At 38.1% G+C, this 25,421-nt stretch carries 17 protein-coding genes, 2 tRNA genes, 2 pseudogenes and 1 riboswitch; of the genes and pseudogenes, 5 read left to right on the top strand and 16 right to left on the bottom strand.

Translation table 11 applies throughout. From position 1 onward, the window contains the following. Window positions 1–258: 258 nt before the first annotated feature. The 3 genes and pseudogenes from VIG27_RS05760 to VIG27_RS05750 all read right to left on the bottom strand — a co-directional run bounded on the left by VIG27_RS05760 (window position 259) and on the right by VIG27_RS05750 (window position 1,940). Window positions 259–984 (bottom strand): LysR family transcriptional regulator, encoded by a 726-nt coding sequence (locus VIG27_RS05760; protein WP_394527420.1) that lies wholly within the window; start codon window positions 982–984, stop codon window positions 259–261. Window positions 985–1,020: 36 nt separating this feature from the next. After that, a pseudogene (locus VIG27_RS05755) lies at window positions 1,021–1,119 on the bottom strand (LysR family transcriptional regulator); the annotation flags it as partial. A 17-nt stretch (window positions 1,120–1,136) separates the two neighbouring features. Beyond that, entirely contained in the window at window positions 1,137–1,940 is an 804-nt protein-coding gene (locus VIG27_RS05750) for an EcsC family protein (RefSeq protein WP_394525929.1), read from the bottom strand. A gap of 609 nt (window positions 1,941–2,549) precedes the next feature. Here VIG27_RS05750 and VIG27_RS05745 point away from each other — a divergent pair. Continuing rightward, window positions 2,550–3,371, top strand: coding sequence for a pyrroline-5-carboxylate reductase family protein (locus VIG27_RS05745; RefSeq protein WP_394525927.1), 822 nt, complete (start codon window positions 2,550–2,552; stop codon window positions 3,369–3,371). Between the two features lie 82 nt (window positions 3,372–3,453). Here the strand turns inward: VIG27_RS05745 and VIG27_RS05740 are convergent, their stop codons facing one another. The 3 genes from VIG27_RS05740 to VIG27_RS05730 form a co-directional block, all read right to left on the bottom strand. Next, a complete protein-coding gene (locus VIG27_RS05740) occupies window positions 3,454–6,591 on the bottom strand; it encodes a family 78 glycoside hydrolase catalytic domain (protein ID WP_394525925.1) in 3,138 nt (1,045 codons plus the stop codon). Window positions 6,592–7,313: 722 nt separating this feature from the next. Beyond that, window positions 7,314–9,632, bottom strand: coding sequence for an FtsX-like permease family protein (locus tag VIG27_RS05735; RefSeq protein ID WP_394525922.1), 2,319 nt, complete (start codon window positions 9,630–9,632; stop codon window positions 7,314–7,316). Then, on the bottom strand, window positions 9,629–10,312 hold the full coding sequence (locus VIG27_RS05730; RefSeq protein ID WP_394525919.1) for an ABC transporter ATP-binding protein: 684 nt from the start codon (window positions 10,310–10,312) through the stop codon (window positions 9,629–9,631). The genes VIG27_RS05735 and VIG27_RS05730 overlap by 4 nt, the downstream gene beginning before the upstream one ends. 987 nt (window positions 10,313–11,299) lie before the next feature. Here VIG27_RS05730 and VIG27_RS05725 point away from each other — a divergent pair. Continuing rightward, a pseudogene (locus VIG27_RS05725) lies at window positions 11,300–11,434 on the top strand (IS3 family transposase); the annotation flags it as partial. A gap of 484 nt (window positions 11,435–11,918) precedes the next feature. Here VIG27_RS05725 and VIG27_RS05720 read toward each other — a convergent pair. From VIG27_RS05720 to VIG27_RS05690, 7 genes are all read right to left on the bottom strand, one after another. Next, complete coding sequence (locus VIG27_RS05720) at window positions 11,919–12,395, bottom strand: hypothetical protein (protein WP_394525918.1); 477 nt, start codon at window positions 12,393–12,395, stop codon at window positions 11,919–11,921. 4 nt (window positions 12,396–12,399) lie between these two features. Next, window positions 12,400–13,065: a hypothetical protein gene (locus VIG27_RS05715; protein WP_394525917.1), complete on the bottom strand. Its 666-nt coding sequence runs from the start codon at window positions 13,063–13,065 to the stop codon at window positions 12,400–12,402. 114 nt (window positions 13,066–13,179) lie between these two features. After that, the gene (tnpC, locus tag VIG27_RS05710) at window positions 13,180–14,757 is read right to left on the bottom strand and encodes an IS66 family transposase (protein ID WP_394525916.1); all 1,578 of its coding nucleotides are present in this window, start codon (window positions 14,755–14,757) and stop codon (window positions 13,180–13,182) included. A gap of 94 nt (window positions 14,758–14,851) precedes the next feature. Next, window positions 14,852–15,184 carry an IS66 family insertion sequence element accessory protein TnpB gene (tnpB, locus tag VIG27_RS05705; protein ID WP_394525915.1) on the bottom strand — a complete coding sequence of 111 codons (333 nt, stop codon included), beginning with the start codon at window positions 15,182–15,184 and terminating at the stop codon, window positions 14,852–14,854. A 14-nt stretch (window positions 15,185–15,198) separates the two neighbouring features. Then, window positions 15,199–15,564 carry an IS66 family insertion sequence element accessory protein TnpA gene (gene tnpA, locus VIG27_RS05700; protein WP_394525914.1) on the bottom strand — a complete coding sequence of 122 codons (366 nt, stop codon included), beginning with the start codon at window positions 15,562–15,564 and terminating at the stop codon, window positions 15,199–15,201. A 285-nt stretch (window positions 15,565–15,849) separates the two neighbouring features. After that, window positions 15,850–15,922 (bottom strand) — tRNA-Ala (locus VIG27_RS05695). Window positions 15,923–16,026: 104 nt separating this feature from the next. Further along, a complete protein-coding gene (locus tag VIG27_RS05690; RefSeq protein WP_394525913.1) occupies window positions 16,027–17,064 on the bottom strand; it encodes a MerR family transcriptional regulator in 1,038 nt (345 codons plus the stop codon). Between the two features lie 555 nt (window positions 17,065–17,619). Here VIG27_RS05690 and VIG27_RS05685 point away from each other — a divergent pair. Both VIG27_RS05685 and VIG27_RS05680 read left to right on the top strand, forming a co-directional pair. Then, on the top strand, window positions 17,620–18,996 hold the full coding sequence (locus VIG27_RS05685; RefSeq protein ID WP_394525912.1) for a radical SAM protein: 1,377 nt from the start codon (window positions 17,620–17,622) through the stop codon (window positions 18,994–18,996). Beyond that, the gene (locus tag VIG27_RS05680; RefSeq protein ID WP_394525911.1) at window positions 18,974–20,161 is read left to right on the top strand and encodes an MFS transporter; all 1,188 of its coding nucleotides are present in this window, start codon (window positions 18,974–18,976) and stop codon (window positions 20,159–20,161) included. Before VIG27_RS05685 ends, VIG27_RS05680 begins: the two co-directional genes overlap by 23 nt. Window positions 20,162–20,425: 264 nt before the next feature. Here the strand turns inward: VIG27_RS05680 and VIG27_RS05675 are convergent. Continuing rightward, window positions 20,426–20,498, bottom strand: a tRNA-Ala gene (locus VIG27_RS05675). A 94-nt stretch (window positions 20,499–20,592) separates the two neighbouring features. Further along, a riboswitch (FMN riboswitch) is annotated at window positions 20,593–20,709 on the top strand. A gap of 81 nt (window positions 20,710–20,790) precedes the next feature. Between VIG27_RS05675 and VIG27_RS05670 the strand changes: the two genes are divergently transcribed. Further along, complete coding sequence (locus VIG27_RS05670) at window positions 20,791–21,459, top strand: ECF transporter S component (RefSeq protein ID WP_394525910.1); 669 nt, start codon at window positions 20,791–20,793, stop codon at window positions 21,457–21,459. A gap of 115 nt (window positions 21,460–21,574) precedes the next feature. On the opposite strand, the gene VIG27_RS05665 is transcribed toward VIG27_RS05670, so the two are convergent. Both VIG27_RS05665 and VIG27_RS05660 read right to left on the bottom strand, forming a co-directional pair. Further along, a complete protein-coding gene (locus tag VIG27_RS05665; RefSeq protein ID WP_394525909.1) occupies window positions 21,575–22,555 on the bottom strand; it encodes a DUF4846 domain-containing protein in 981 nt (326 codons plus the stop codon). Between the two features lie 1,093 nt (window positions 22,556–23,648). After that, window positions 23,649–25,121, bottom strand: coding sequence for a BclA C-terminal domain-containing protein (locus VIG27_RS05660; protein WP_394525908.1), 1,473 nt, complete (start codon window positions 25,119–25,121; stop codon window positions 23,649–23,651). Between the last annotated feature and the right edge of the window lie 300 nt (window positions 25,122–25,421).

Genomic DNA, 25,421 nt, shown 5'->3' with positions numbered 1-25,421 from the left:
AGGCTAACGCAGAAACGAAAGCATCTGCCATAGATCCATTTCTCCATTATTCCTGTTAAAAAAACAAAATGGAAGGCAGGCTGGATTAAAAATCAACCAATTGCACACAGTCTTTTGCTTTTGTTATAGATAACCTCTCCACACTTCGTTTATATTTTAACAATATCATCGGCACCTTGTCCAATAATTAAAACCAATTATGTAACAACAAAATGCAATAACACCCATAGCATTTATTTTACTTTGGGTGTCAGGAATCTATATCCAACTTTTGAGTTCCTCTTTTATAATATCAATCAGCTTTAATAAGGAGGGATTGTTGGTATTCTTTTTCCAATATGCCTTTACTTCAAAGGGAACTTTTTCTATTGTTTGATCAATAAAAACTATTTTATTGGGATTAACAAAATTTTCTATTTCCGGCAGGAAGGAAATCCCTAAGTTAGCGCTTACCAGCATTACCGCATCGTCCATATTTTCCAACAGAAAAGAGCTGTTAAATTCCATTCCCGGATTCCTTTCATCATGGTGACTTTCATACACCTCCTGCTGTTCCGCATTCTTATAATAAGAAATAATGGTTTCGCCGTTTATATCGTCTGAGGTTATAAATGACTTTGAAGCAAGTGGATGGTTTATATTCACACACAATTTAGGCATTTGTTCATAAACTTTTAATTGGCTTAATTCAACAGAATCCAAATGAAAGCAAAATCCCAAATCAATGGTATTATTCAGGATATTGTTTTTCATATCTGTATAGTTGCATTGAACAATACTGATCTGTGTCATTGGGTATTTTCTATGAAAATCAGCAATTACCTTGCTCATTACATCCCGGTCCAACATACTAAAAAAACCAAGTTTGATTACGCCGTCAATCCCTTGTGCGTAGGCTTGGGTTTTTAAAATTGCATTATCATATAACCTTACCAGCCGTTTCGCTTCGGAAAGAAAGATTTCACCCGCAATCGTCAATTTCACTTCCTTTTTATCCCGGTCAAATAGCCTGACACTCATCATATCTTCTAATGCGGCGATCTGCTGGCTTACCGCAGTCTGCGATAAATACAAAACTTTAGCTGCCTTGGAAAAGCTTTTAAGCCTTGCTACCTCCATAAAGCAGCGAATTCTTTTTAATTCCATGATTGCTCCTTCATGTAATACCTTTTTTTGTACTTCACACCTGCAAATCTGCTTATTTTCCGGATTATATTATAATTTACGATGCCGCCCACCGCTCCTACCACTGGAATTCCCTGAATGAATTTTGCGGTCAGCAAGGCCTCCGAGAAAATAGAGGAAGTTGTTTTTATGGATTCCTCCAGATCAATTTCCGAAACAATGCCGGAATCTATGCACGCTCCCAATTCTTCCAATTTTTGGTTAAATTCCTTTTGCTTCTCCTGTTTCGTCATGGCCGTACGGATCAATAACAGAATATATGCCTTTTCTTCCTGTGTTTCGTAATTGTATCCATAGCTTAATGCAATTTCATAGACAGATTTCAGCACTAAGGACAGAAACAACGGGATGTCAGGCAGACCGATCCCCAAGGCACCAAGGACACCGCCCTCTATTACGGAGATGGACGAATTGATCCTCTGAGACTGCATGGAATACCGGTCCAGACGTTTCATATATTTTCTTTCGGTTCTTTTGCCTAAAGCATAGTTGTTTAAATCGTATTCCAGCTGTATTTTATCTTTATCATACGTTTTTTCTATATAAAAATTTCCTTTTTCAAAAACTAACCGGAAGCCCTTATAAAAAGCTGTCTCCAAAGCCGCTTTCAGCTTGCCCGGAATAAAACGTTCCATTTTATCCGCAACAGGCCCTATGGCCGCTTTGTAAAAAGAATTTTCTTTCTTTTTGAGTAAATTCTCCTCTTCTTTTTTTATCCGTTTCATCTGCTTATCAAATTGCCGGTTCTTATTCATCAAATTCTCCTTTCCGGGAAATAGCAAGGCATTGCAGGTGTTCGGGCTGATAGCTCCATTCCATTGGCTATAGCTCTGTTTTGTCACCCATGCGGAAAACTGTATTCTTTAAACGTTTCTTTCCTACAGACAAATTATAGCGTCTAAAACTAACATACCATACTTTAACACCTAAATCCATAAAAAAAGAGGGAAGTGATTCAACGGTTTAATTTTTGCTTCGTAGAAATTGAAAGTATAAGGACGGCCAGTTTTAGAGATAAAGCGGCTTGATCTGCAAAAATAGTAGTTAATGAATTAAACATGATAGTTTTGTAGTCATTGACTTTTTTCTTGCTTTACAGTAGTATACAAAGATTATAAACCATTAAAAAAAGTTTTATAAACGATACCATATGAAAGCTGACACCGTTTGGATCTTCCACTTATGAGGTGAACAAAATTTCAAGCAAGACGCAGAAACAGTAAAAGAGCATCTTATATCTGCGGAACACAAGGGAGTAAGAGTCGTTGCAGGAATATATGGGGAAAGAACATTTTGATGCAATGTGCCAAAGCAACGTAATAGTATCCTATTTAATGCAAACTCGATGAAAGGAGTTTTAACCTATGCTGAATCATTTAAAAATCGGAATCGTGGGATGCGGTCATTTGGGACAAGCCATTGCCCAATCATTGATCGTAAGCGGACTTAACAAACAGAATCTATTAATTTCATACAGAGATAACCCTCGCACGTATGAAAAACTTAATGCACAGGGCTTAACCTCATGTCTTTTAACCAACCAGGAAATATTTCAAAAAGCGGATATTATTTTAATCACATTAAGGCCTCAGGATATTACCCAATTGAGGAATCTTGCTGTATCAGAGAAAGCACTGGTTGTTTCTTGTATGGCAGGCGTATCCACAGAACTGCTATATCAAATAACGGGTATCCATACATACCGCATGATGTTCAGCGGTCCTGATACTATCGTATCGGAAACAGGAGTAGCAGCCATGTATCCAGAACAGGAACAATTGAAGACGTTGCTGCGCTGCATGAATCTGACCTACATTAAGACGAATACAGAAAGCAATTTAGATATCTTTACTGCCGGTGTTTGTATGCCTGCGGCTATACTAAAGACAGAAAACCCAATTCAGCAACAGGTGGCTATTGAAAAAATCGGATCAGAATATCCTCTCCTTTCCGAACTTTATTCATGGGCTGTAACGGTTCTGCCCTGTTTTCAAAATCAGATTGATAAAGAGGAATATGTTGCAAGGATGATTACGAACGGAGGAATTACAGAGGCAATTATAAATAGCCTGATGGCGGGAGACTCCCTTGATATTGCCTTGCGAAAGGGAATAAAAAGAACCCAGGACATTTCAAAATCCATTCAACATACCATCACCGATCGTATGCAGGGTATCTCTGATTAACAACAATTACGGCAGCATTCCTCTGCTGCCGTAATTGTTGTGGGTTCAGGAACGCTCCCTGACTCTTAAATCCGATGATTGTCTATTCTTTTATCATATAGGAATATACTCCGCTTCCGACTTCTTGTTTTGTTCCATCGGGAAGCTCTATGCTTGCCCTGGTATTACAAGGTATTTCAAACTCAAAATAAATAGCGCCATCTTTGTATGCCCATGCGGACTTAATCGTGCCGTATGCTGAATCGTAGCTGGCATTGACATATCCAAGTCTTGAATCGGTCTTAGGGGAAATAGTTATCCTTCCATCCTCAACTCTTATGCCAGCTGATGAATCCATAAGCCAACTGCATACGGCACCAAAGGAATAATGATTCATGGAACTGCTCACGCTTCCATCTTCTTTCACTGCATCCCATGTTTCCCAAATGGTTGTCGCTCCATTGTCCACTGCATACAGCCATGAAGGAAGCGTCTTTTGAAGGAGTACATCATAAGCCTTTGTTGTATTGCCATAATCGGACAGGGTTTGAAGCAGGCTGCCTGTTGACAGAAAACCAGTGTTTAAGTGGTTGTTATTATTTGTAATAAGTTCCGCCAATTGGTCCGAAGCGGCCCCACTCTCTTCTTCATCTAAAAGTCCCATGCTGATTGGACGGATGAAGCGGCTCTGCCTGTTTTTTTCTGTAATTTTTCCATTCTCTGTAAATACCTGCCGATATGCCTGCTTTGCTTTGTCTGCTGCGTTCGCATAATACTCTGCATCTTCGGTATGCCCCAGTGCCTGGGCCATTTCTGAAAGTTCCTTACAGGATTGATACAAAAACGCTGTTCCGACCTCCGGCTCTCCCATAAGAGTATTGTTCGCCAAGATTGTAACCATAGTGACCGTATGATTATAATCAGCCTCCAGCCATTCTCCCCAGCCGAATCCCTGATCCGCAAAATAAGGGTACAGACTTTTATCCAATTGATTCCTGTAATACAGATGGGTTTTGGAGGAAGCACGGGTTAAAGCATAGTCCACCCATCTTTTAGATGCTTCATAGTTATCCTTTACTACCTGTAAATCTCCTGTATTCTTCCACATATCATACGGAATTATCACAATCGCATCACTCCAGCCATGGCTTGAATCAAATAAACTTTTTGTCAGCTTAGTGGGTGCAAACTGCATCAGGGAACCATTTTCATGAAACACGTGGGAATAGCTTTTGAGCCAGGAATCATATACCGGATAGCTGTCCATGAGATACAAGCCAGTTGGAGCAAAAATCTGCCCATCGCCTGCATATCCGCTTTTTTCACGTGTTGGGCAGTCTGTCATAACACCTACAAAATTAGACTTCATGCTCCATAACGTATTGTGAAATAACTGATTTACTTTTGGATTGCCGCTTTCAAAAAATCCAGTTTGCTCCATATCGGAATAAACAGCAACGCCTTTAAAGTTTTCTGCAGTAATCGGTATATCGGTCTCAACTTTGACATATCGAAATCCAAAATAGGTTGTTGTAGGATGGTAAGTGTTTTCTCCTTTTTTGCAAGTATATAAAACGTTCTGCAAGGTAGGAAGTGATTGAGAAGCCTGAAAATTGGAAATTGTAAAGTTCCCGTTTTCATCCAGGGTTTCACCATGGGTAAGCGTGATCTTCTCTCCCCCTTGTGCATTGATATCAAGCTGCACATATCCGGAAAAATTTTGTCCGAAATCGAGCACGGTTTCTCCAGCCGGTGTGGTGATAATTTCTGGTGTAAATTCTTCGTGCTGTGTAATTGGCTGACAATCACTCCCTGTCAGATTATCATAACCGTAATCTGGCGTTGTGACCGCATGCCACGTAAAATCGGATATATTCTTATTTGCATCATAGACCTCTCCATCATGCAAATCATTTTGAGAAAGCCATCCATCATTTGCAGCTTCCCATGTCCCGTCCGTTTGTAGAATCACGTTGTTCCCAGACCTGGCTTCACAAAGAAATGCCGCATCCGTACCAAACGAATTAATTACCTGTTCTTTGTCAAGACTGCCTCTATACCATCCGTCACCAATCTGTACAAAAATTTCATTATCACCAGCCTTTAAATATGGTGTAATGTCATAGGACTGCGTCTGTAAAATGTCCGTATATTGTGTAAATCCAGGTGCCATAAACCAGTCATCCACGTGAGTCCCATTCACCCACATATCATACACACCATGAGCAGTTGCATACAGCATAATTTTCTTACCGGCAATCTGCTCCTGTGTAATTTCAAATGTTTTTCTTAGGTATGATGCAGAATGACGGTTCTTTTTTGTGGGTGCAGTTGTGTCTGATTCAGGATTAATCCACACAGCCTGCCAATCATCCTTTGCCAGAGAAGTCCCGAAAGTATCCGACAGCGTCTTCCCTGGGTTTCCAGCTTCATCATACAAAGTTAAATACCATACATAGGATTTTCCACTTTCCGATTGAAAATCCGGTTCAAAGCGTACCTCCGAGGAATCAATTTTTCCGCTGCTATATACCTCTTTCTCATTCTCGGTAATTGATATTTCAAAACCGCTCTGGTTTTTGGCATTTTTCGGCACCCAGGAGAAGGTAACATTCCCTGGTGTCAGACTTTTAGGAGAAACAAGCATGTTTGTCTTCCTATGATCGCCATAAATACCATTATATTCGTAGGAAACATTCTTAAACCCAAAGGGGTCCTCTGTATTGACGAAATCATATGTCTGTACCTGTTCCGTACTCTCTACATTTTCTGCCTTCTGGCTGAAGGCTTTGTTAATCGCATAGTTATTGGCTAAAAGAATCACCCCAGCGACACTACAGGCAAAAACAACAATGCTTTGAACTGAAATCAGTACCTTTTTGGACATCTTTTTCTCTTTTATATTCTTCAGATCTTTATATAGGTGTTCTCCTGAAATTAAACACCCAAGTACCATCATTGATAGACCGAAAAAATTACCGGCAAGTCTTGTTCTTGCCACAAGAAATATAATGCCAAGAAGCAATGCTGCCACTCCTGCTCCAAGAATAACTATTTTGTATTTTGCCAAGTTTAAATTTCTGGTTTTTCTAAATTGTTGAAATAAATGGATTCCCAGAGTGATTGCTATACAAACCAATAGTAATGCTGCAATGGGATTGTCATAATTAAACGGAAACGGAGAGCCCAGCAGCAGCAAAGCCAACAGTCCGACCAGTATATCAATTATTCCTATTATCATATAAATTGTTTCTCCTGTCTCATATTTTAAAAGTACCTTGAATTTTTATATTATATGGTTATAATTTAAACTTTTCTTTAACAAGTATCTCTTATATGATAAATTTTTTATTCTGGAAAATAATGCTTATTATGTGATTGAGATGATTTTAGTAAATATTATTCTTACTAGGACTTAATTTTTTAGAATATTGCTATCTTTCCATGGTAAATTGATTTGAGAAATTTGGACTTTAATCTATTTCGTCTGGAAAGAAGATTTTCAGAGGTTGCATTTTCTGCATTCATATGAATGCGCTTTCAGATTAAGAATTCACCACGTTTCCGTAATATTTAAGAGGGAAGGGGAACGGCACATTTTTGCAAACTCGTTGGTACGAATTTTCAAAGATATCTACACATTTTGTGTTTTACCATAATGAAATAGATTTCCACTATTAGATGTGATTTATACTTTTATAGATATAACATTTTTAGTGTTGGCATGTGGCTGAAAAATATCCTTATGAATTCATTTTGCTGGGTATCAAATGGACTGCGCAAGACATTAATATTACTGTCTGGTTAATTGTAGGCGGTCCAGATAATTGACACTGGTGAAGGTTCGCATGATTCCCCTTAAAAAGTTGTCTGGAAAACGGTTAAAAATCCATTTTACAAAAAAAATAAAGCGGTAAAGTAATTAATTATACTCTAACCGCTTTATATACAGTTATTATGCAATTACCATGCATTCACTACATTCACAATCACCATTTCTTCGATCTTTTTTGTTGGTGAAATTGCCGCCGCAAAGGTTGTTAATATGGCTAAAGTAATTATAATAGTTAAGACGAGTAAAGGTGGCTGCCAATTTTGACCCCAGTTTGCTGTAATTAACATTTTAAAGAAGAACCGATGTAAAAAAAGTCCTAAAATGCCTCCCGTAATACTGCCGGTTATGGCATATGCAGCTGCCTCTGCCATAACTACCCTCTTTAACTGCCCGCCTGACATACCAACTGCGCGCATGACTCCATAATGATTCATTCTGCCAGACACACTGGCATTAACCGTATTAACAATATTAATCAGTGCGACAAAGGCTATTACCAGTAAAAATCCATATACAAATACAGCCATTGCAAAATAACCGGTACGGACTTCATTGTTGTGCTGCTGCAAATCAAGAAGCTTTATATGGGCAGGAAGCCTTTGTCTGACCTGATCAGATATATCCTGTGTTACCTGCATATCAATAATCTTATAATCAGAAATACCGGTTAGTGAAGTAAACGTAGATTCGGAACAGACGATAATCCATTCACCGTTCGCAGAATCAAATGGGACTCCTGATACAATTCCAGCAACTTTTACTTTATATGGTATTGCTCCAATATTCAGCGTAACTACATCTCCAATCTTCCAGCCAAATCGTTCTAAATACCCATAATCAACCAGTACACCGTTTCCATTCTGCACCTGATCAATATCGCCCGAAATCAGAGCCTCCTTCGCCCATTGAAACTGCGGTTCATCATAGGAAACAAGGGTAGCTGTATTTGCACCATTTTTATCGCTGGCCTGGATATTGGTATAAAACATTCTCCCATACACATTTTTTACATATGGAAGTGATTTAAGGCTTTCTTTCAGAGAGTGATTAATCAGTGCTGTATTTTGGTCTCCTTCCAGTGTCATATCAGGAGCATATGGCTTTAAAGGACTTAATGCATGATTCATGAAGGTAACAAGGATCGTAAAACACAAAAAGAGTATAATGCTGATTGCAAAAGACCCAGAAATCAATATCATGCTTTTAGTGTTTGAAAAAGCATGGTTTAATCCCATCGCTATATCAACAGGAAATAGTTTTGTATTTGATGCTTTTGTAATACTATAATTATTAAATTGATTGATATTGCCTGTAACTGCTTCTTGGGGCGAAACCTTAGCCGCATGTTTTGCCGGTGCATTAGAAGCGATCATCACTACGATTATTCCGGTACTTGCACCGGCAAGAATTCCCGGTAAACTGATTTTAAACATCGGCATGATTGGAAGGTACTGGGAATTTAATTCATTTAGAACGGCAATCGCTACCCATAATATGATACTGCCGGCTAATACCCCGGCCGGAATCGCTCTGAAACAATACTGCAGACCTTCCAGCCTGACATAACGTTTAATTTGTTTTTTTGTCGCACCCAGGCAGCGCAGCAGACCAAAAAACTGAGTCCGTTCCAATATACTCATATTAAAGCTGCTGGCAATCATAAAAACGCCTGCCAGTAAAACGAGGACGAATAAAATACCTGCGGTAAAATAAACTGACAGCATCGTAGAATTATCACTCTGTCCCATTAATCCCAGAAGCATCACATTTGTTGAAACCTGCTTATCAGACAATTGATATTCCGCTTTCAGTTGGGAGATCGCTTCAGTAATATTTAATTTATTTTTAAATTGTATATAAAAAAACTCTTTATACTGACTGGCCGGAAGTTCACGCATTCCCTCTGGAGATAACTGCAGACCGTGAGCATCCGATCCTTTTAAAGTGGAATAATCCCCATACATTCCGCTTATCTGATACTGCCGTACCTGACCATCGCTAAAAGCAACCTCAATCCAGTCCCCAATGGAAAGGTTAAATTGTTCCATCGCCGGTCTGTCCAGTAAGGCTTCCCGGGCAGAAGCCGGATAGTGTCCGCTTGTCACAACTAAATTCATTTGTTCAGCAAGCTCCCTGCTGCTACTCTGCACAATTAATTCCTTCCCCTTATAGGTTGTATCTGCAGCCATACCAAGATACCCAGCCACATTTATATCCTGCCGTTTTCCTATTTTTACAGCAAGATTATTCGGAAGATCAGATATGATGGCATGCCAGTTGCCATAGCGGCGGATTGCCTCATCTGTTTGGGATCTTAAGCTCATATCTGCCATTCCAAAAATAGTTGTTACCAGCATAACTGATACAGTAATGCATATCACTGTCAGCCGACTTTTGCTTTTGTGTACTCTGGCATATTGAAAAACCAGGGAAAGATAGCTTTTCATTGAACATACCTCCCCAGATCGGTAAGTATGCCGTCCGTCACTTCTAAAACCCGGTCAGCTGCAGAGGCCAGACCCCTGTTATGTGTAATCATGATAATCGTCTGCTGGTAACGTTTCGATGCTGTTTTTAAAAGTGCTATTACTTCTGCACTATTTTGAGTATCTAAATTTCCTGTGGGTTCATCTGCAAGAATTAACATAGGACGCGCAATCAGAGCTCTTCCGATTGCCACTCGCTGCTGCTGGCCTCCGGACAACTGACGCGGTAAATGGCTGCGTCTGTCTTTTAAAGATAGTACAGAGAGTATCTCTTCTACGTATTCCGGATCCGGTTTCTGGTAGTCAAGCAATAGAGGAAAAACAATGTTCTGCTCTACATTGAGTTCCGGTATTAAGTTAAATGCCTGAAAGATAAATCCGATATTTCTGCGGCGAAATATGGTCAGTTCCTCATCCTTCATTTGAAAAATATTTTTTCCGGCTATCATCACTTTACCTGACGATGGCATGTCAAGTGCGCCTATCATGTTCAGTAATGTACTTTTTCCAGAACCCGATTCACCCACTACTGCAATAAACTCACCTTTTGGAACAGTAAAATTCACATTTTTTAATGCATCAACTGCCGTTTCTCCTGAACCATAGGTTTTACAAAGAGCACTGATTTCTAATAAACTCATAATCTGCCACGCCTTTCTAAACAATTGATTTCACACAATTCATTGCCTTAATTCCACGTTAGAATAGCATTGTTTCATTACCCGCACATGAATCTCTGATTACATTTTAGTAATATTTGGAAAAAACATTGTAAAAATACTTCTCTCGCCCAGAACCCTATTTACGGAGATGGTTCCATTGTGTGCCTCTATAATCGCTTTTGCAAGAAACAAGAAATAGCTCTGTTGCGCTATTGTGTTATCTCCACTGGTTACTGGCACCTCAGACTCCCCGTCTGGATATTTTTTACATAAATGTGATCTCAAAAAGATATCCGGAACCAATGGCTCCATAAAGATTGACCTACTTCATAGTATATGTTATTTAATTTGGTCAGCCTTTCCTAATTTGTTCAATGATTCATATAGTAAGAACTATCAGCACCAGATATTACGGAAATTCCTAAAGCAATCAAAATATATATAAAATTATAAATGTAAAATTTTTTGCCACCATTATTGTCTCATAACCTAAAACTGTAAATGCTAAACCACTGTAAATGCACTTTTTATAACCAATTTTATTTGCAAGTTTTTCAATTGGTATCTCAAGTATCAATGAGACAAAATCTGTGATAGTAGTGATTAATCTAATCTACGTAAAAGAAAATCCTTTCAATGTTAAAAACAAGACCTGTGTTGTTCCAACAAAGAGGTTTCAGTAAACAGCGAATATAGCGTAAATAACTTGATGTTCTTCTTATATTTATTCATGATTACTGCCTTGATTAAATTTCATATTAATATATAACTTTGAGCTTACTAATTTATTGAGTATGTTTTATAATTACTTTTTCTGTCTATACAATATTACTTATTTAATGTTTATCCAATATTAATTTTACTATTTTCAATCGCATTATTTGACATTTTTTTAAGCGATATTATTAATAAATTTCTCCTTCACAGAAAACGTCATATTAGATAATTAATAGTAGGAACCAGACCTTTAGCAGCTTATACCATCTTCAGATTGAATTGGCTGATTATGTAAATTGGTTCAACAACCACAGGATTCATTCTTCACTGGGATATTTGACACCGGTGAAGTATAGAATGATTACCCTTAAAAAAGTTGTCTAGAAAACTGTTGACAATCCTATGTTCAACTTTCTGTGTCCATACTTATATACTAACACCATTGTATTCACGAACAATCGTTGTCCATTTAGAAAGTCGCATTTCATGTGTGATTTTATCCATAGACCAGGTACCTCCGTAAAAGTCGTAGTTTTTTAAAGATAAGGACATTATCTCAAAAAAACTAGCTAGAAGCGAGGTACCTATGGACTACCGTTTACAAAAATCTTGACACTATCCGACACTACGGTAGATTATGTAGCGGATACGTAAAAAACAGGCGATTCCCCGGAGCACATGCTCCACACAGGGAATCGCCATACTGTTACCCAGTGCCATATATCTTGCACCATCCAATGAATTAGGTATGTTCGTACCTAAAAAAATACGGTTCTTGAATGACATAGAAAAAGAGGCTGCATTTAACCATTAAAGTTCAGTTTACTGATTTTATTAATATACCATATTAATCTTGATAACATAGTTCTTATGTCTTTTGTTTTCTATTCAACAAATAAATTATAATTGGGATAATTAAAATAATCCAAAACAATACATTACGATGAAGAATTCTCCATCTCCCAAAGCCTTCTGTTAATTCATACTTATTAAAAATTTGTATAAATAGCGACAGCCCAATTATCTGAATTACTTCAAATAAAAAATATGAACTTAGATACATTTTTAAATTAATTTTTCTTGTAAGCAATATAATTCCGATAAAAGTCAGAAAGAAAAAGCTGGCTAATAGAAATGCATTGGTACAATATTGGGAATATTTTTTAAGATTTTCGGCTTGTACGGCCATTTCTTTTCGCTTTTCGACTGTTACTCCATTTGCTTCCAGCATTAATCCTATATAATTATATATAAATTTTAGAGCAAGCATATGAAAAGATAACACTAATATGGATAATACTGTAACACCACCAAAATACATCTTTGTTTTTTTATTTATCATCATTCTTTCAGTTTCCCGCTTCTGTACTCACCGTATATTGATGGATTCCAAAATCATATTCTTGTGAATAATGAGAGTATGTACCTATTGAACGTAAACTGGCTGTGAAAAAAGCTTTAAACTTATCAGGAGAAATTGAGGAACTTGTTCTAACATTTCTATTAATTAATGTCCAATCTTGTAAATCAGAATATTCTGCTCGAACAATTTTTGCATTATAAGCACGCATTATTTCCCCTGTATTGGGGTTGTATATTATAGTACCGCCTACTTCCATTGTAAGATAGCCTTTATGTCCATACTTATCTGATATTAGCATTGAAGTATAATCACTCACATATTTAGAAGTTCCCATAGCATTTACAGCTACCCTATTTTCTATACTACTTTCCACCCTATAACTCAGATTAGAAACATTATTTTCTATATAATTCCGAATTGCTTGATAATCTCCATTGTTAAAATTTACAGTGTTATAAGAAAAAAATTCTGACGTAATGTCTTTACCTGCCTTATTTAAAATCACTGTTGTGTCTTTATGTTCAAAATATCTAGTTATCATTTGTTCAAATGATATTTTTCGAGCTGCCACATTTTCATTTGCAAAACTAGTAAATACAGATAAATTCACCAACATAATTACTGATAAAATTAAAGTTAATATTTTTTTCATAGGTTTTCCCCTTTCATAATTAAGCGATTTTTTTATACTCATGAATCAGAATGATAGTAAGCGCTATATAAAATAGCGTATTGCTTTTTCTGATTTTTCATTTCAATGAAAAAATCAGACATTACCATTTTCCAAGCTACAGGATCCCTTCATTGCTTCCGACCAAGGCATCAGTTTTTCTAAGATACTATCGGGCTCATTTTTGTAGTCCAGCATCTTGGCCATTACTGTTTCCAGGTAGAGACGGATTTTTGCTGTTTCTGTAAGTGTATAGACTACCGCACTTGCTCTAGCACCTTTTACCGTGTCATGAAATAGGAAGTTCTTTCTTCCCATGACATATGATTTTACAGCTCGTTCCGCTGCGTTATTACTTATGGAGCATCTTCCATCCTGAAGATAGTTCTCCATGTAAGGGCTTTGGTTTTTTGCATAGGTAATAGCCTTGGCAAGCTTTGACCCACCAAGGGCATTCATCCCATTGATCCATTTCCAAAATGCATCCAGTACTGGTCGTTCCCGCTCAAGACGCTGTTTCTGGCGTTCTTCTGGTTGTAACTCTTTCAGAGTCTTTTCAATCTGAAAGAGTTGTTCGCAGTAAGTATACCCAATATATGCTGGTGAGGCTTTTGCACTTGCTCCCTTTGTCTTAGGGATTGCTTCGAACATATATCTTCGAAGATGTGCCCAGCATCCGCACCTTATGATATCAGTCAACCGATTGTATCCGCTGAATCCATCCGTATGAACGAAGCCATGGAAGTCCGCGAGGAACTTTGCTGCATGATAACCGCCTCTTGATGGCTGATATTCATAGATCACAATCCGGTGTTCCTCAAAAGCGCCGCTGGTATACAGCCATATATAAGACTTTGATTCCGGAGTCTTATCACCTTCATGAAGTACCTGACAGGTAGTTTCATCTGCATGAATGACGGACTGCTTAAGAAGATACTCATGAAGCTTGTTATAAACAGGCTCAAGATATTCCGCCGCACAGGTATTGAACCAGCTGGCCATAGTACCCCGGTTCAGCTTGACACCAAGCTGTTCCCAGTCTTTTTCCTGACGATAGAATGGCTGACAGTTGATGCATTTCTGGTACATGATAAAAGCAACCGCAGAAGCGGAGGCCCTGCTATGACTGATTAGTGACGCTGGAACCGGAGCTTTCTCGATCGTTGCTTCCCCATCATCACGACATACCGGACAGGCATAGCTGTGTTGTACATACTGGACACGCTCGACCTTGGCTGGCGTAATTCGGATTTCTTCACGAACCACCTTGGAACCGATATCCTCCATTTTTGTATTACAGTAAGGATAGTTAAGTGCATCACCTTCCAGTTCAAGATCGATCGTTGTGATTGGAACATACCTGGCTAGCTCTTCATGGGTGGCACGGGATTTCTTCTTGTGAGAAGTTACGCGGATTGTTTCAGGCACCTGGACTGGTTCGTCTATTCCAAGCGGATCAAACAGACTAAGCTGTCCATCAATACCTGGAACATTCGCTGATTTCTCACTGGAAATACCGAAAATCTTTCGCTTTAATTCATGGATCGTTTCCGTGAGGTTTGCAATGGTCTGATTCAGTTGTTCCATCTGACGATCTTTCGACTCAAGCTGCTTGAGCAGATGATTGATGAGTTCATTGGTATTAAGATCTTCCGCTTTCCCAGACGTTTCCATGACCATGCACCTCCTTAAATGATGGAATAATTATACTACAAAACGAATGATAACGCCAGTAAATAAGCCAGCTTGCATTCATTTCATCAGATACCTAGAAGGGCTTTTTGGCAGTTGATTTGATTGCCTTTGGCTGGCTGATGGACAGACCTTCCATAAGCCATCGGAACTCCTGCCTTGTAAGGTTCTGGACCTCACAAGAATTACGTGGCCACTGGAAACGGCCAGCATCTAATCGTTTGTAAAGAAGCACAAAACCATCTTTATCAAAGTGCAATGCCTTCAGCCTGTCACATCTTTTTCCGCAGAAGAGAAAAAGTGAATTACTGTAAGGATCCAACTCGAAGGAATCCCGGACAATCGCCATGAGACCATCTATGCTGCGTCTCATGTCCGTGTAGCCACAGACCAGATAAATCCTGGCCACGCCGGAGAGATCACCTAACACAGCTGCTGCAACGCAGAAAGCGTTGCTCTGATAATGGCGGCATCTGCATCATTGCTAATCGCTACAACAATACCATGAAATTCAAGACGGATTGGGATAGAATCCGGTAGATTATTAGGATTAAGTACTTTTGTTTCAGACAATTCATTGTAGTGGACTGGTACAACTTCCTGTTTCTTTAAAACCTTTGAAACTGATGCTGGTACAGCAGATGCATTCCTGCGCAGTCTTTTGATGTTGTAATAAAAAGAGCTGGTAGAAATGCCGTTCTGATGACACCATGCATAATCAGATAAGCCGCTAACGCGGCACTTCTGGATGCAGTTCATCCAGTATTGATCTTTTTGAGTTTTTGTCATTGATTAAATCCTCCAAAAAATAGTTGGAGTAAAATGATTCAAAAGTTTGAAATTAATAGCAGTGAAATGCTACAACTTTTGCCGTTCAAGATTAGAACTCAGAGTAATTTACTCCAACTATCCTAATCTTACGGGAAGGAAGATCAAAATGCACTACGATGGTTTATGTAGCGCTTACGTTGAAAATGTACCTTTCATTATTTATCCTTGATTTTACCAAATGTCCCGTCCCTATAATTAAAATTTTAAGCCACAAGCTTTCATGCCTGCGGCTTATTGTTTAAGTGGAGATAGTGGGATTCGAACCCATGACCTCTTGAATGCCATTCAAGCGCTCTCCCAGCTGAGCTATACCCCCTGTGGAAGCGCAAAAAAACGGAGCCCAAAACAACATTTTAGAGCACCATTTATTGCTAATTTTTCACCCAAATACCACAATATGTTATGGAATAGCCTTTTGTATTATTTTTCAAGAACCAAAATCCAAATGAGATCATCAATTTGCTCACTACTGCAAGAATACCCAAAAGATTTTGCATCAGCTTCAATGTTTATTACTGTTGTAAAATATTCATCTTGTAAATCTCTATATTCAGCTTTTGTACAATATTTCTCAAAATCTTTCCTTGCCATGTTATCATAAAACATCAGATCTGTTATAATAGCTCTCCCATTTGACTTTAAAACCCGATCTATTTCTTTCAGCGCTATCTTCCTTTCATCTCTATTGCAGTGATGAAACGCATAACAGCTTACGATAGTATCCATAGTATCCTCCTGTAATGGTAATTCCATGAAGGTTCCTATACGAAGTTTTAAATTAGGAAATTTACTTTTTGCAACCATTAACATATTTACGGATTGGTCAATACCTATTATATTCTGGGTTTCCATTAATCTACCAGCCAAATTACCAGTACCTACACCAATCTCAGCAACATTTCCTATTCTCTCATTTACTTTTTCCTCTGTTATCCGTATAACTTTATCGTAATTTCTATAGAAATCTAATCCAGAGTGCGGCTTTTTTATAAAGTTATCATAATCCATTGCCAAAGCGTCAAATCCCCATTTATCCTCCCAGCTCTCCAGCTGAGCTATGTAACCGGCAGTTTTTTTCATGGCTGTAATTAAACTGTCCAGATAGTGATCATCTTCAAACATTAAATCTATACATTCCTCTATTGAATCACTTATCAATTTCATAGTGTGTATATGATGATTTAACTGGTTATACTGCTTAAAAAACATTTCAATAGGCTTTCCATCATCCGTAAGTATCCTTGATATATTTTCAATAGAAAATCCCATTTTTCGATATAGCAAAATCATTTGGAACTGTAGCATATCTTCAATTGAATACATTCTATAGCCATTATCATTTCGTTTTGGGGTAAGCAATTTCTTTTTTTCATAGAATCGTAAAACATTTGGGTTCACATTAAATTCTTCTGCAACTTCGTTAATTTTAAACATATTATTATCAAAGACTGATTGCATATAAATCTCCTCCTATTGATTAAGAATTATTTGAATTAGTTCTACTCTATATACTTATTATAAAGGTTAATGTAAGGTAAATGTCAATCATTAATATAACTACCAAATACAATTTAAAAAAGTGATTGAACATTAAATTCTGATTATATTTATCAGTGCAAAAAACAGAACATATATTTTAGCATTTAACGTTAGGCTAAGGTTAATCAACAATATTCATAATCTTATTTATTATTTTATACTTTTTACAGTTTAAATTTACATTAATTAAATCTATGTTTTAAAATTAATTATGTATTTTTTATAATTATACAATACTCGTATTGACTTTTTTAATTAACATTGTTATCTTGTTTACATCAAGTTAAGCGCTATCTTGAAACTATACAAGGAAGGAGGATTATAATATGAAATCTATTAATACAAATATTGTAAAAACCGCCGATGCTGCTGTTTCCAATACAGCTGTATGCGGTTACAATGCCGGCTAATTATAATAGTATCAAAATACGGTTCTGGCTATAGCTAGGACCGTATTTTAATAAGAGGAGAAAAATGATGCATTTTGCAAAAGAACACGATATATTTGAACTTTCTAAAGAGCAATATCTGTTAATAAACTATGTTAGTGGGGCTGCTGATATCATAGATAATTCCTGTAAAATCGCACTGGAAAAAGGCGATTACAAATTATTAGATAAAAATATAATTGATGAACTAATTAGTAGAAAATACCTTTTTTCATCTATTCAAGAGTATGAACAGTATTTGTTCGAATTAGACAAAAAACTTCTTAGTGTGGAAAAAACTCAAATGCCAAACTTTCTATTAATTCCTTCTTATAACTGCAATTTTGAGTGTAGCTATTGTTATCAAAAAAGTTATCAAATTGAAAAATTTTATGGTAACAAAGATTATAGCAAAAATATTGTAGACGCCATGTTTGCGGCAATGGATAAAATAATAGAAAATACAGGTAATCAAGAAAATAAAGACTTTATTAAGGTTACCTTAATGGGGGGAGAACCACTTTTTTCACATAATGATGATATACTGCCATTCATATTTGAAAAATTGAAAGATAAAAAATATAAAGTATCTGTCATCACCAATGGTTATGAATTAGATAACTATATTCCTTTTTTAAGAAAACTAAATATAGATTTTATTCAGATAACCATGGATGGAACAAAAGAAATTCATGATACAAAGAGATTTAACAATAAGCATGTAGGGACATTTGATGTAATTATGAAAAATGTTAAAAAAGCTTTAGAAGCTGGTCTTAATGTGGAGATAAGAAATAATGTTGATGCCGATAATATTCTTAATCTACCAGCATTTGCGTATGCCCTCTCGGATCTAAAAAACGACTTTCCAAACCTGCTACACCCATACATTTATATTTTGCAAGATGGGGGCTGCTCTGGAAACAAGACAATAATAAACGAAGTGGAAAGCCTTGAAACAGTATTGGCACTCGAAAAAATATATCCTAATTTAAATATTTTCAGAAAAACATTCCATGGAATAGATTTAATTAACAGTATTGTTAATAATACGCCCTTCAAACCTAAAATGAGTAACTGTGCTGCATGCAGAAACCAATACATATTAGATGGTCATGGCAACATATACAAATGTTGGTTTGGAGTAGGGAATGACAAGTTTAAAATAGGTAATTATATTTCCGATTTAAAAATTTGCGATGTTGCTGATACAGCCTGGAAAAAGCGGAATATTATAAATTTGAAGAAATGTATACAATGCAAGTATCGCTACATTTGCGGTGGTGGATGTGCAAATAGGGCAACGATTGATCCAGATACAGGAATAAGAAGAGAAAAATGTGCCGATTATAAAAAAATAATGGGAATTTACTTTAACCATTTATTCGTGGAGAATAGAAATGAAGAAATCATATGTAAATAATATTTACTGGCTTATTATTACACAATTTTTAACATTTTTTTATATGGTTCAAGTAATACAAACTATTTTTATGAGTAAGCACGGACTTTCCTTATATCAAATAGGTATAGTATATGCTGTATACCAATTTTCAAAAATTGTTCTGGAATTACCTACTGGAATTATCGCAGATAAATATGGAAGAAGAATTAGTACAATCTTAGGTGATGCATTCCTTATAGTTTCAAACCTCTTTGCTTACTTTTTGAGAGACTATCAGGGTTTTATCATTGCTGCAATCTTTCAGGGAGTTTCATATACTTTAATATCAGGCGCATCAGATGCTTTGTTAATTGATAGCATTTATGCATCCCAAAACAAAAAGATAGTTGATAAAATTCATGCTATTTTACGTTGTGGTAGATATATTGCAATATTCTTGAGTTCTGCTATTGGTGGAATTTTAGCGGAACAATCAATGGATCTTGTTTACCAGATAACATTAGTACTTCAATTTTTACCCATAATTGTACTTACTATATTTATAATCGAACCACCATATAAAAAGGACGATACGGAAAAATATAGTTTTAAAAAAGCTATTCGTCATTTATTGGACAATAAACTTATACTACATTTACTGCTAATTGGAGTTTTTACTTCTATCGCACTGATCCCAATCGAAAGCCATTATTTCAATTACTATTTATCGTTTGGCATTAGCGAAAAGTTTTCTGGTTCAATCTATGGATTACAATATCTGATGTCGTCAATGATTGCACTATTTATATATAATACCCTAAAAAAACACTTTTCTGTAAAACTCGTTATTTATCTACCGTCCTTAATTATGGTATCGTTAGTGTTTTTTGCAATAATACCTGGTGTAATTACAAAAAGTATCTTTTACTTTATTACATTGCTTTTATTATGTTGCTATGCTCCCATGCTGGCCAGTTTTATCCATGGTGCGCTAGAAAGTACGTATAGGGCTTCAACTCTCTCAATACAAAGTCTGCTCATGGCAATGCTTGCATTTGTAATTCAGCCAGTATTTGGCAAAATCTCAGACTGCTATGGTTACAATAAGGCGATTGTCCTTATATCAATTATTGCATTTCTGTTTTTAACATATAATGCAAAGAAATTAGCAAATTTTCAAAACAAATTAAAGAATTATTTATAGAAATTTATGATCTATTCAAAATTCTGATATGCTGAGGATATCACTTTTAAAATTCTTTTTATGCATTTGATCATTATAATTTAGATTTGTAAAGTAACAATAAAAAGGTACATTTCAAAACTGAACTGACCCCTTAAAATTAGACTTTATGGGGTCATATCAAACTGAAAACGTACCTTTTTTGCCCTTCATTTACCAAGTGTCCCGTCCCTATAAGTTTTAATTTAAGCCACAAGCTTTCATGCCTGCGGCCTACTATTTAAGTGGAGATAGTGGGATTCGAACCCATGACCTCTTGAATGCCATTCAAGCGCTCTCCCAGCTGAGCTATACCCCCATGGCAGCTATTATAGCAAACCATCAAAAAAATTGCAACAAAATATTGCAATTTTTTCGATGGGTGTTATAATACATCCAGAGCATTTGCATATAGTTGTCTTCAGGGCAGGGTGTAATTCCCGACCGGCGGTAAAGTCCGCGAGCGCGTATTGCGCAGAATTGGTGTGATTCCAATACCGACAGTATAGTCTGGATGAAAGAAGATGTGTTAAATAAAGATAATACACCATCTATTATTAACACCTGAAGGGCACACTTTCAGATGTTACTTATTTTAGGAGGCATGTATTATGAATATGAACAAAAAAACCAGCAGACTCACCATTATGGCTATGCTTTGTGCACTGGCGTTTGTGGCAGTTCTTGTTATTCGGATACCCATTATACCTGTTGCACCATTTTTAGAATACGAACCAAAAGACGTGATAATTTTGACGGGAGGGTTTCTTTTTGGACCTTTGCCCTCTGTTCTGATTGCAGTAATTGTTTCTTTTGTTGAGATGATTACCATAAGCAGCACCGGGATAATTGGATTGATTATGAATGTTCTGTCTACAGTGGCATTTGTTTGCCCGGCAGCCTATCTCTACAAAAAACGCCATTCCATGTCGGGAGCATTGGTGGGAATGATTTTAGGCACGGTTCTTATGACAATCGTTATGGTTTTATGGAATTATTTAATCACTCCCATTTATATGGGATACCCCAGAGAAGCTGTCGTGCAGCTTCTTCTGCCAGCGATTGTTCCATTTAATCTGATAAAATGCGGAATTAATACGGCACTGACCCTTCTTATTTACAAACCGCTTGTTACAACGCTTAGAAAATCGAATCTTTTGGCTTTACGGCCAGAGGATGGGCAAAATACAGGGAAAATAAATTTAGGCACCGTTCTTATTCTTGGAATTATACTGGTAACGGTCATTATGATCATTCTGGTTTTCCAAGGTATTATTTAGAAAAATTAAACAAGCAGCCATTCTTTCGCTGTCCGAATTGCCCCTTAAAGGCCAGACCTAAAATCTGACATTTAAGGGGCAGTTCAGTACTGGGAAAGTGGCTGCTTATTTCAATTTATTTTTCAAGAAATGCTTTCCACCGTTTCAAGCTGTCTTTCTCAAATACATACTCCGGCGTAACAAGGGAATCCTTTATTTCTGAAACATAATACCAGGGATCTTCCTTGTGGAGTGGATTCTTCAGTACATGAAATTCCTGTGCCGGCATGTATCCCTGTGCGAGAAGAAAGCACTTATTCCCTTCCTGATCTTCTGCCACGTCTACCACCATCACACAATGTCCCGGAGTTCCACCCCTGATAAATAAATCCCCAGCCTGTAACTGGTCAAAAACGATGCCACCGCTTTCATTTTCCAAAGACAGGGTTCCTGCATAGATCATGACCTGCCTCAAGTATTTGAGAAAATTTTCTCTGGAATCATCAAAGACTGCACGTTCCTCCCAGCGCACCTGGTTTCCTTCTACAGATAAACGCTTTCCCGATCTCCAGGAGGGGTAATCCATTAAAAATCCATTGGTAAGATGAAAGGATATTGCATCATATACCCCCACTGACCACAGGTATTCCCCATAGATCCTTATGGCACTGTCCGCACACTGCTGTAAATCACCTTTCACCAACGGCATGGAAAACACAGCTGCATGGACTTCCTGTTTTTTCTTTCTGCTCCCATCAAATAAAAGTACAGGACTCTTATCCGGCTTTAACGCATAATTTCTTAGAAATCCCTGAAGACTTCCCAAGGGTTTTTCTGTCCTTTCATAGCCATCAGGAGGTATCAATCGTTCTTCTAACGTATTTCCTGATGGATTGATAATAGATTTTTGCTTTGGTTGAGCAGAAGCAGCTTCTTCACCTTTTTTTCCTGTTCGCTCTGTCAGATGAATGCCCCGCGGTTCCTCACTGGGAAATCCCGCATGAGGTACCTGATTTGTTTCCAGTATAACTTTTGGTTTGTTTAAAAGCTCCTTATTCTGTACTGCTGCCACACAGAACAGTCCGCCTGTAATGATTATGTAGATCCATTTATTCATAGTTCGCCTCCCCCCTCATGGTATTATTTTTATCATGACTTCATAGAGCAGTATAACATGACGGGACATGGTTTGCCGCATTTATAAAAGATTGCTTGTCCCTCTCCTGTGTCCGGTTAATCGCTCTGATAACTCCTGTATATGAAGTTTTTTTATAACTCATAAGACAGTAAAATGATCTGCTAATTCCAATACGTAAAAACATAACTGCCAGATATCTCCCGAAAAGAATTTATACCGGAACGGCGGAAAATTAAAGTACATTTCACAGGACAAATATACTTTCCTGAAACTTTACCGGAACCATTCACTAAAAAATCATACTTTAATTCTGCTGCTGCAAATAAAATCAGTACGCTGGCAATCAGACCAGCTATATACAAGGAAAACTTCTCCCCATTTCCATCAATAGATTCCCGAATGAAAAAAAATCCTGCCTATGCATAAGCCATTCTTAAAGGATCAGGTTTTTTTTTCCCACTGGCGACTACTAAAGCGCCAAGGATTCCACCCAATCCCAGTATTTCGGTTACTGCGGATAGTTTCCATACTTCAAGGCCCCTTCCTCACTTTAATCCCACTTCCTGCATCAGTTATTATATCAGCGTAATGACTGCCAAGTAAAGCACAACTTATAAAGACCATCAAGTGAAACCCCTGGATAAAAATTACATTTAAATCATTAAAGCTTTTTATCATTTCTTGTTCCACAAACTTGCCGGGAACAGATGACTTATTTTAAATGTGCCCTTGTAACACCGCCACAGAAGTATCCTTTTAGGGTATTTCATAACAAAAGACCAATTACCGCAATCGTAAAGATCAAAGAAAAATCAATCGTCCTCCTGTGGCAATTGAATGGATTTATCCCTATAAAAATCAAATGCAATCCTATTCATAATCAGAACAAAAAATCCCATTATAAATTAATATCTCTGTTCTAGCTTCAACGTAAGAAATTGAAAATACAAAATTATATATGAGTCTTTTCGTACACCTGAAAAATCAAATAAATTCCATATACCAAATACACACTTATTCCTTTTGACAAAAGTATGCACCCTATTAAATAGGGTGCACACAAAGGAAAAATTTAATCTAGTTTTTTGACCACCAGAGTAGCATTTGTACCAGCTGGAAGCGACAAGGTCAATCCAAGTGCAGCCGAAACAGCCAAATCCAATACATCGTTAGCAGCAAGAGTTAATATGGCATTTCCAGTAAACTCCGAGCTGATACCAAGAGTCAACCCCTGCGTATTGGTAAGACTTGGAATATCGGCTCCGTTCAGACGTACCGCAACGGTTGTAAGAGCACCAACTGATACTGACCCCCGAAGCAGGAAACTAACTTCATACGTTCCTGGGTTGACAATTGTAATACTTTCAGCCGGTTGATACGTAACATCATTCGACGGCATGGTATTTGTCAAATCAACCTGTGATTCAATTCCAAGCGCAAGTATTAAGGTCTGTGGATCATCGCTAAAGCGGCCGCCAAAAGCCGCCAGACCTGCAGGGCCGGTTGGTCCTGTATCTCCTGTCGGACCGGTTGGCCCCGTATCTCCTGTCGGACCGGTTGGTCCCGTATCTCCCGTCGGACCGGTTAGTCCTGCGGCTCCCGTCGGGCCGGTTGGGCCAGTATCTCCCGTCGGACCGGTTAGTCCTGCGGCTCCCGTTGGGCCGGTGGCTCCCGTTGGACCGATTGGGCCCGTATCTCCCGTTGGGCCGGTTAGTCCTGCGGCTCCTGTTGGACCAGTTGGACCCGTATCTCCTGTCGGACCGGTTAGTCCTGCGGCTCCTGTTGGACCGGTTGCTCCCGTATCTCCTGTCGGGCCGGTGGCTCCCGTATCTCCCGTCGGACCGGTTAGTCCTGCGGCTCCCGTCGGGCCAGTTGGGCCCGTATCTCCCGTCGGGCCGGTTAGTCCTGCGGCTCCTGTCGGGCCGGTGACTCCCGTATCTCCCGTCGGGCCGGTTGCTCCCGTATCTCCCGTCGGGCCGGTGGCTCCCGTATCTCCTGTCGGACCGGTTGGGCCGGTGGCTCCTGTTGGACCCACAGGTCCTGTGGCTCCCGCCGGACCGGTCGCACCTGTTGCTCCTGCGGGGCCGGTGGGACCGGTTGGGCCTGTTGCTCCCGTTGGGCCGGTTCCACCGGCAGAATCCTGATCATCCTCAACAATGACCAGCGTCCCTTTTAAAGGAACTTGAGTTGCGAAAAATATCGGTGCATTACTGATATTAACAAGGGACAAGGTAACTGGAGCTGTAGTTACATCTACGATTCCAATTCCATATACCTCCCCAGTTTTAATCGGAGAATTTCCTTCCAGAAAATCTCCCTGTGAAGAAGACAGTGCAAAAGATGCACCATTTGTTGATTGAGAAGACTGTGTTGCAAGCCACCAATCAATTACGAATCTCCCCGCTTCCAGAAAAGTAATTACACCAGTTGCCGGGTTGTAAGATATACCACCAGCGGAATAGACAATGGTATCAAAAGGAACGTTGGCATTTGATGCAACACTTGTCGCTGTATTCAGTTCAATCTGAAGCGCACTATTAGGCATAGTTAATCCTCCCATTTAATTATATTTTGGGCATGTATCCATATAACAGATCATGCCTACTTATATTTTATGATCCGTACCGTGTTTTGGTAACTTGCAGGGCAATCAGACAATCCTGTTTCCTGGATTCTTTTATTGTTTTTTTTCTATCCACAAATAATATGGCTGGACCTTTTTATTTTTAATGGATAAGTGAAACAATAATCCGCTGCGGTTGATATTAAATAGACAGAAAACAAAGCAATGAAAGATTAAGATTACGATTCATTGAAAACAAAAAAGAAACTGCATACCATCTAA

It is taken from the genome of Lacrimispora sinapis (genome assembly GCF_043633585.1).
Taxonomy (GTDB): domain Bacteria; phylum Bacillota; class Clostridia; order Lachnospirales; family Lachnospiraceae; genus Lacrimispora; species Lacrimispora sinapis.
This window is presented reverse-complemented; position numbering and strand designations above follow the sequence as displayed.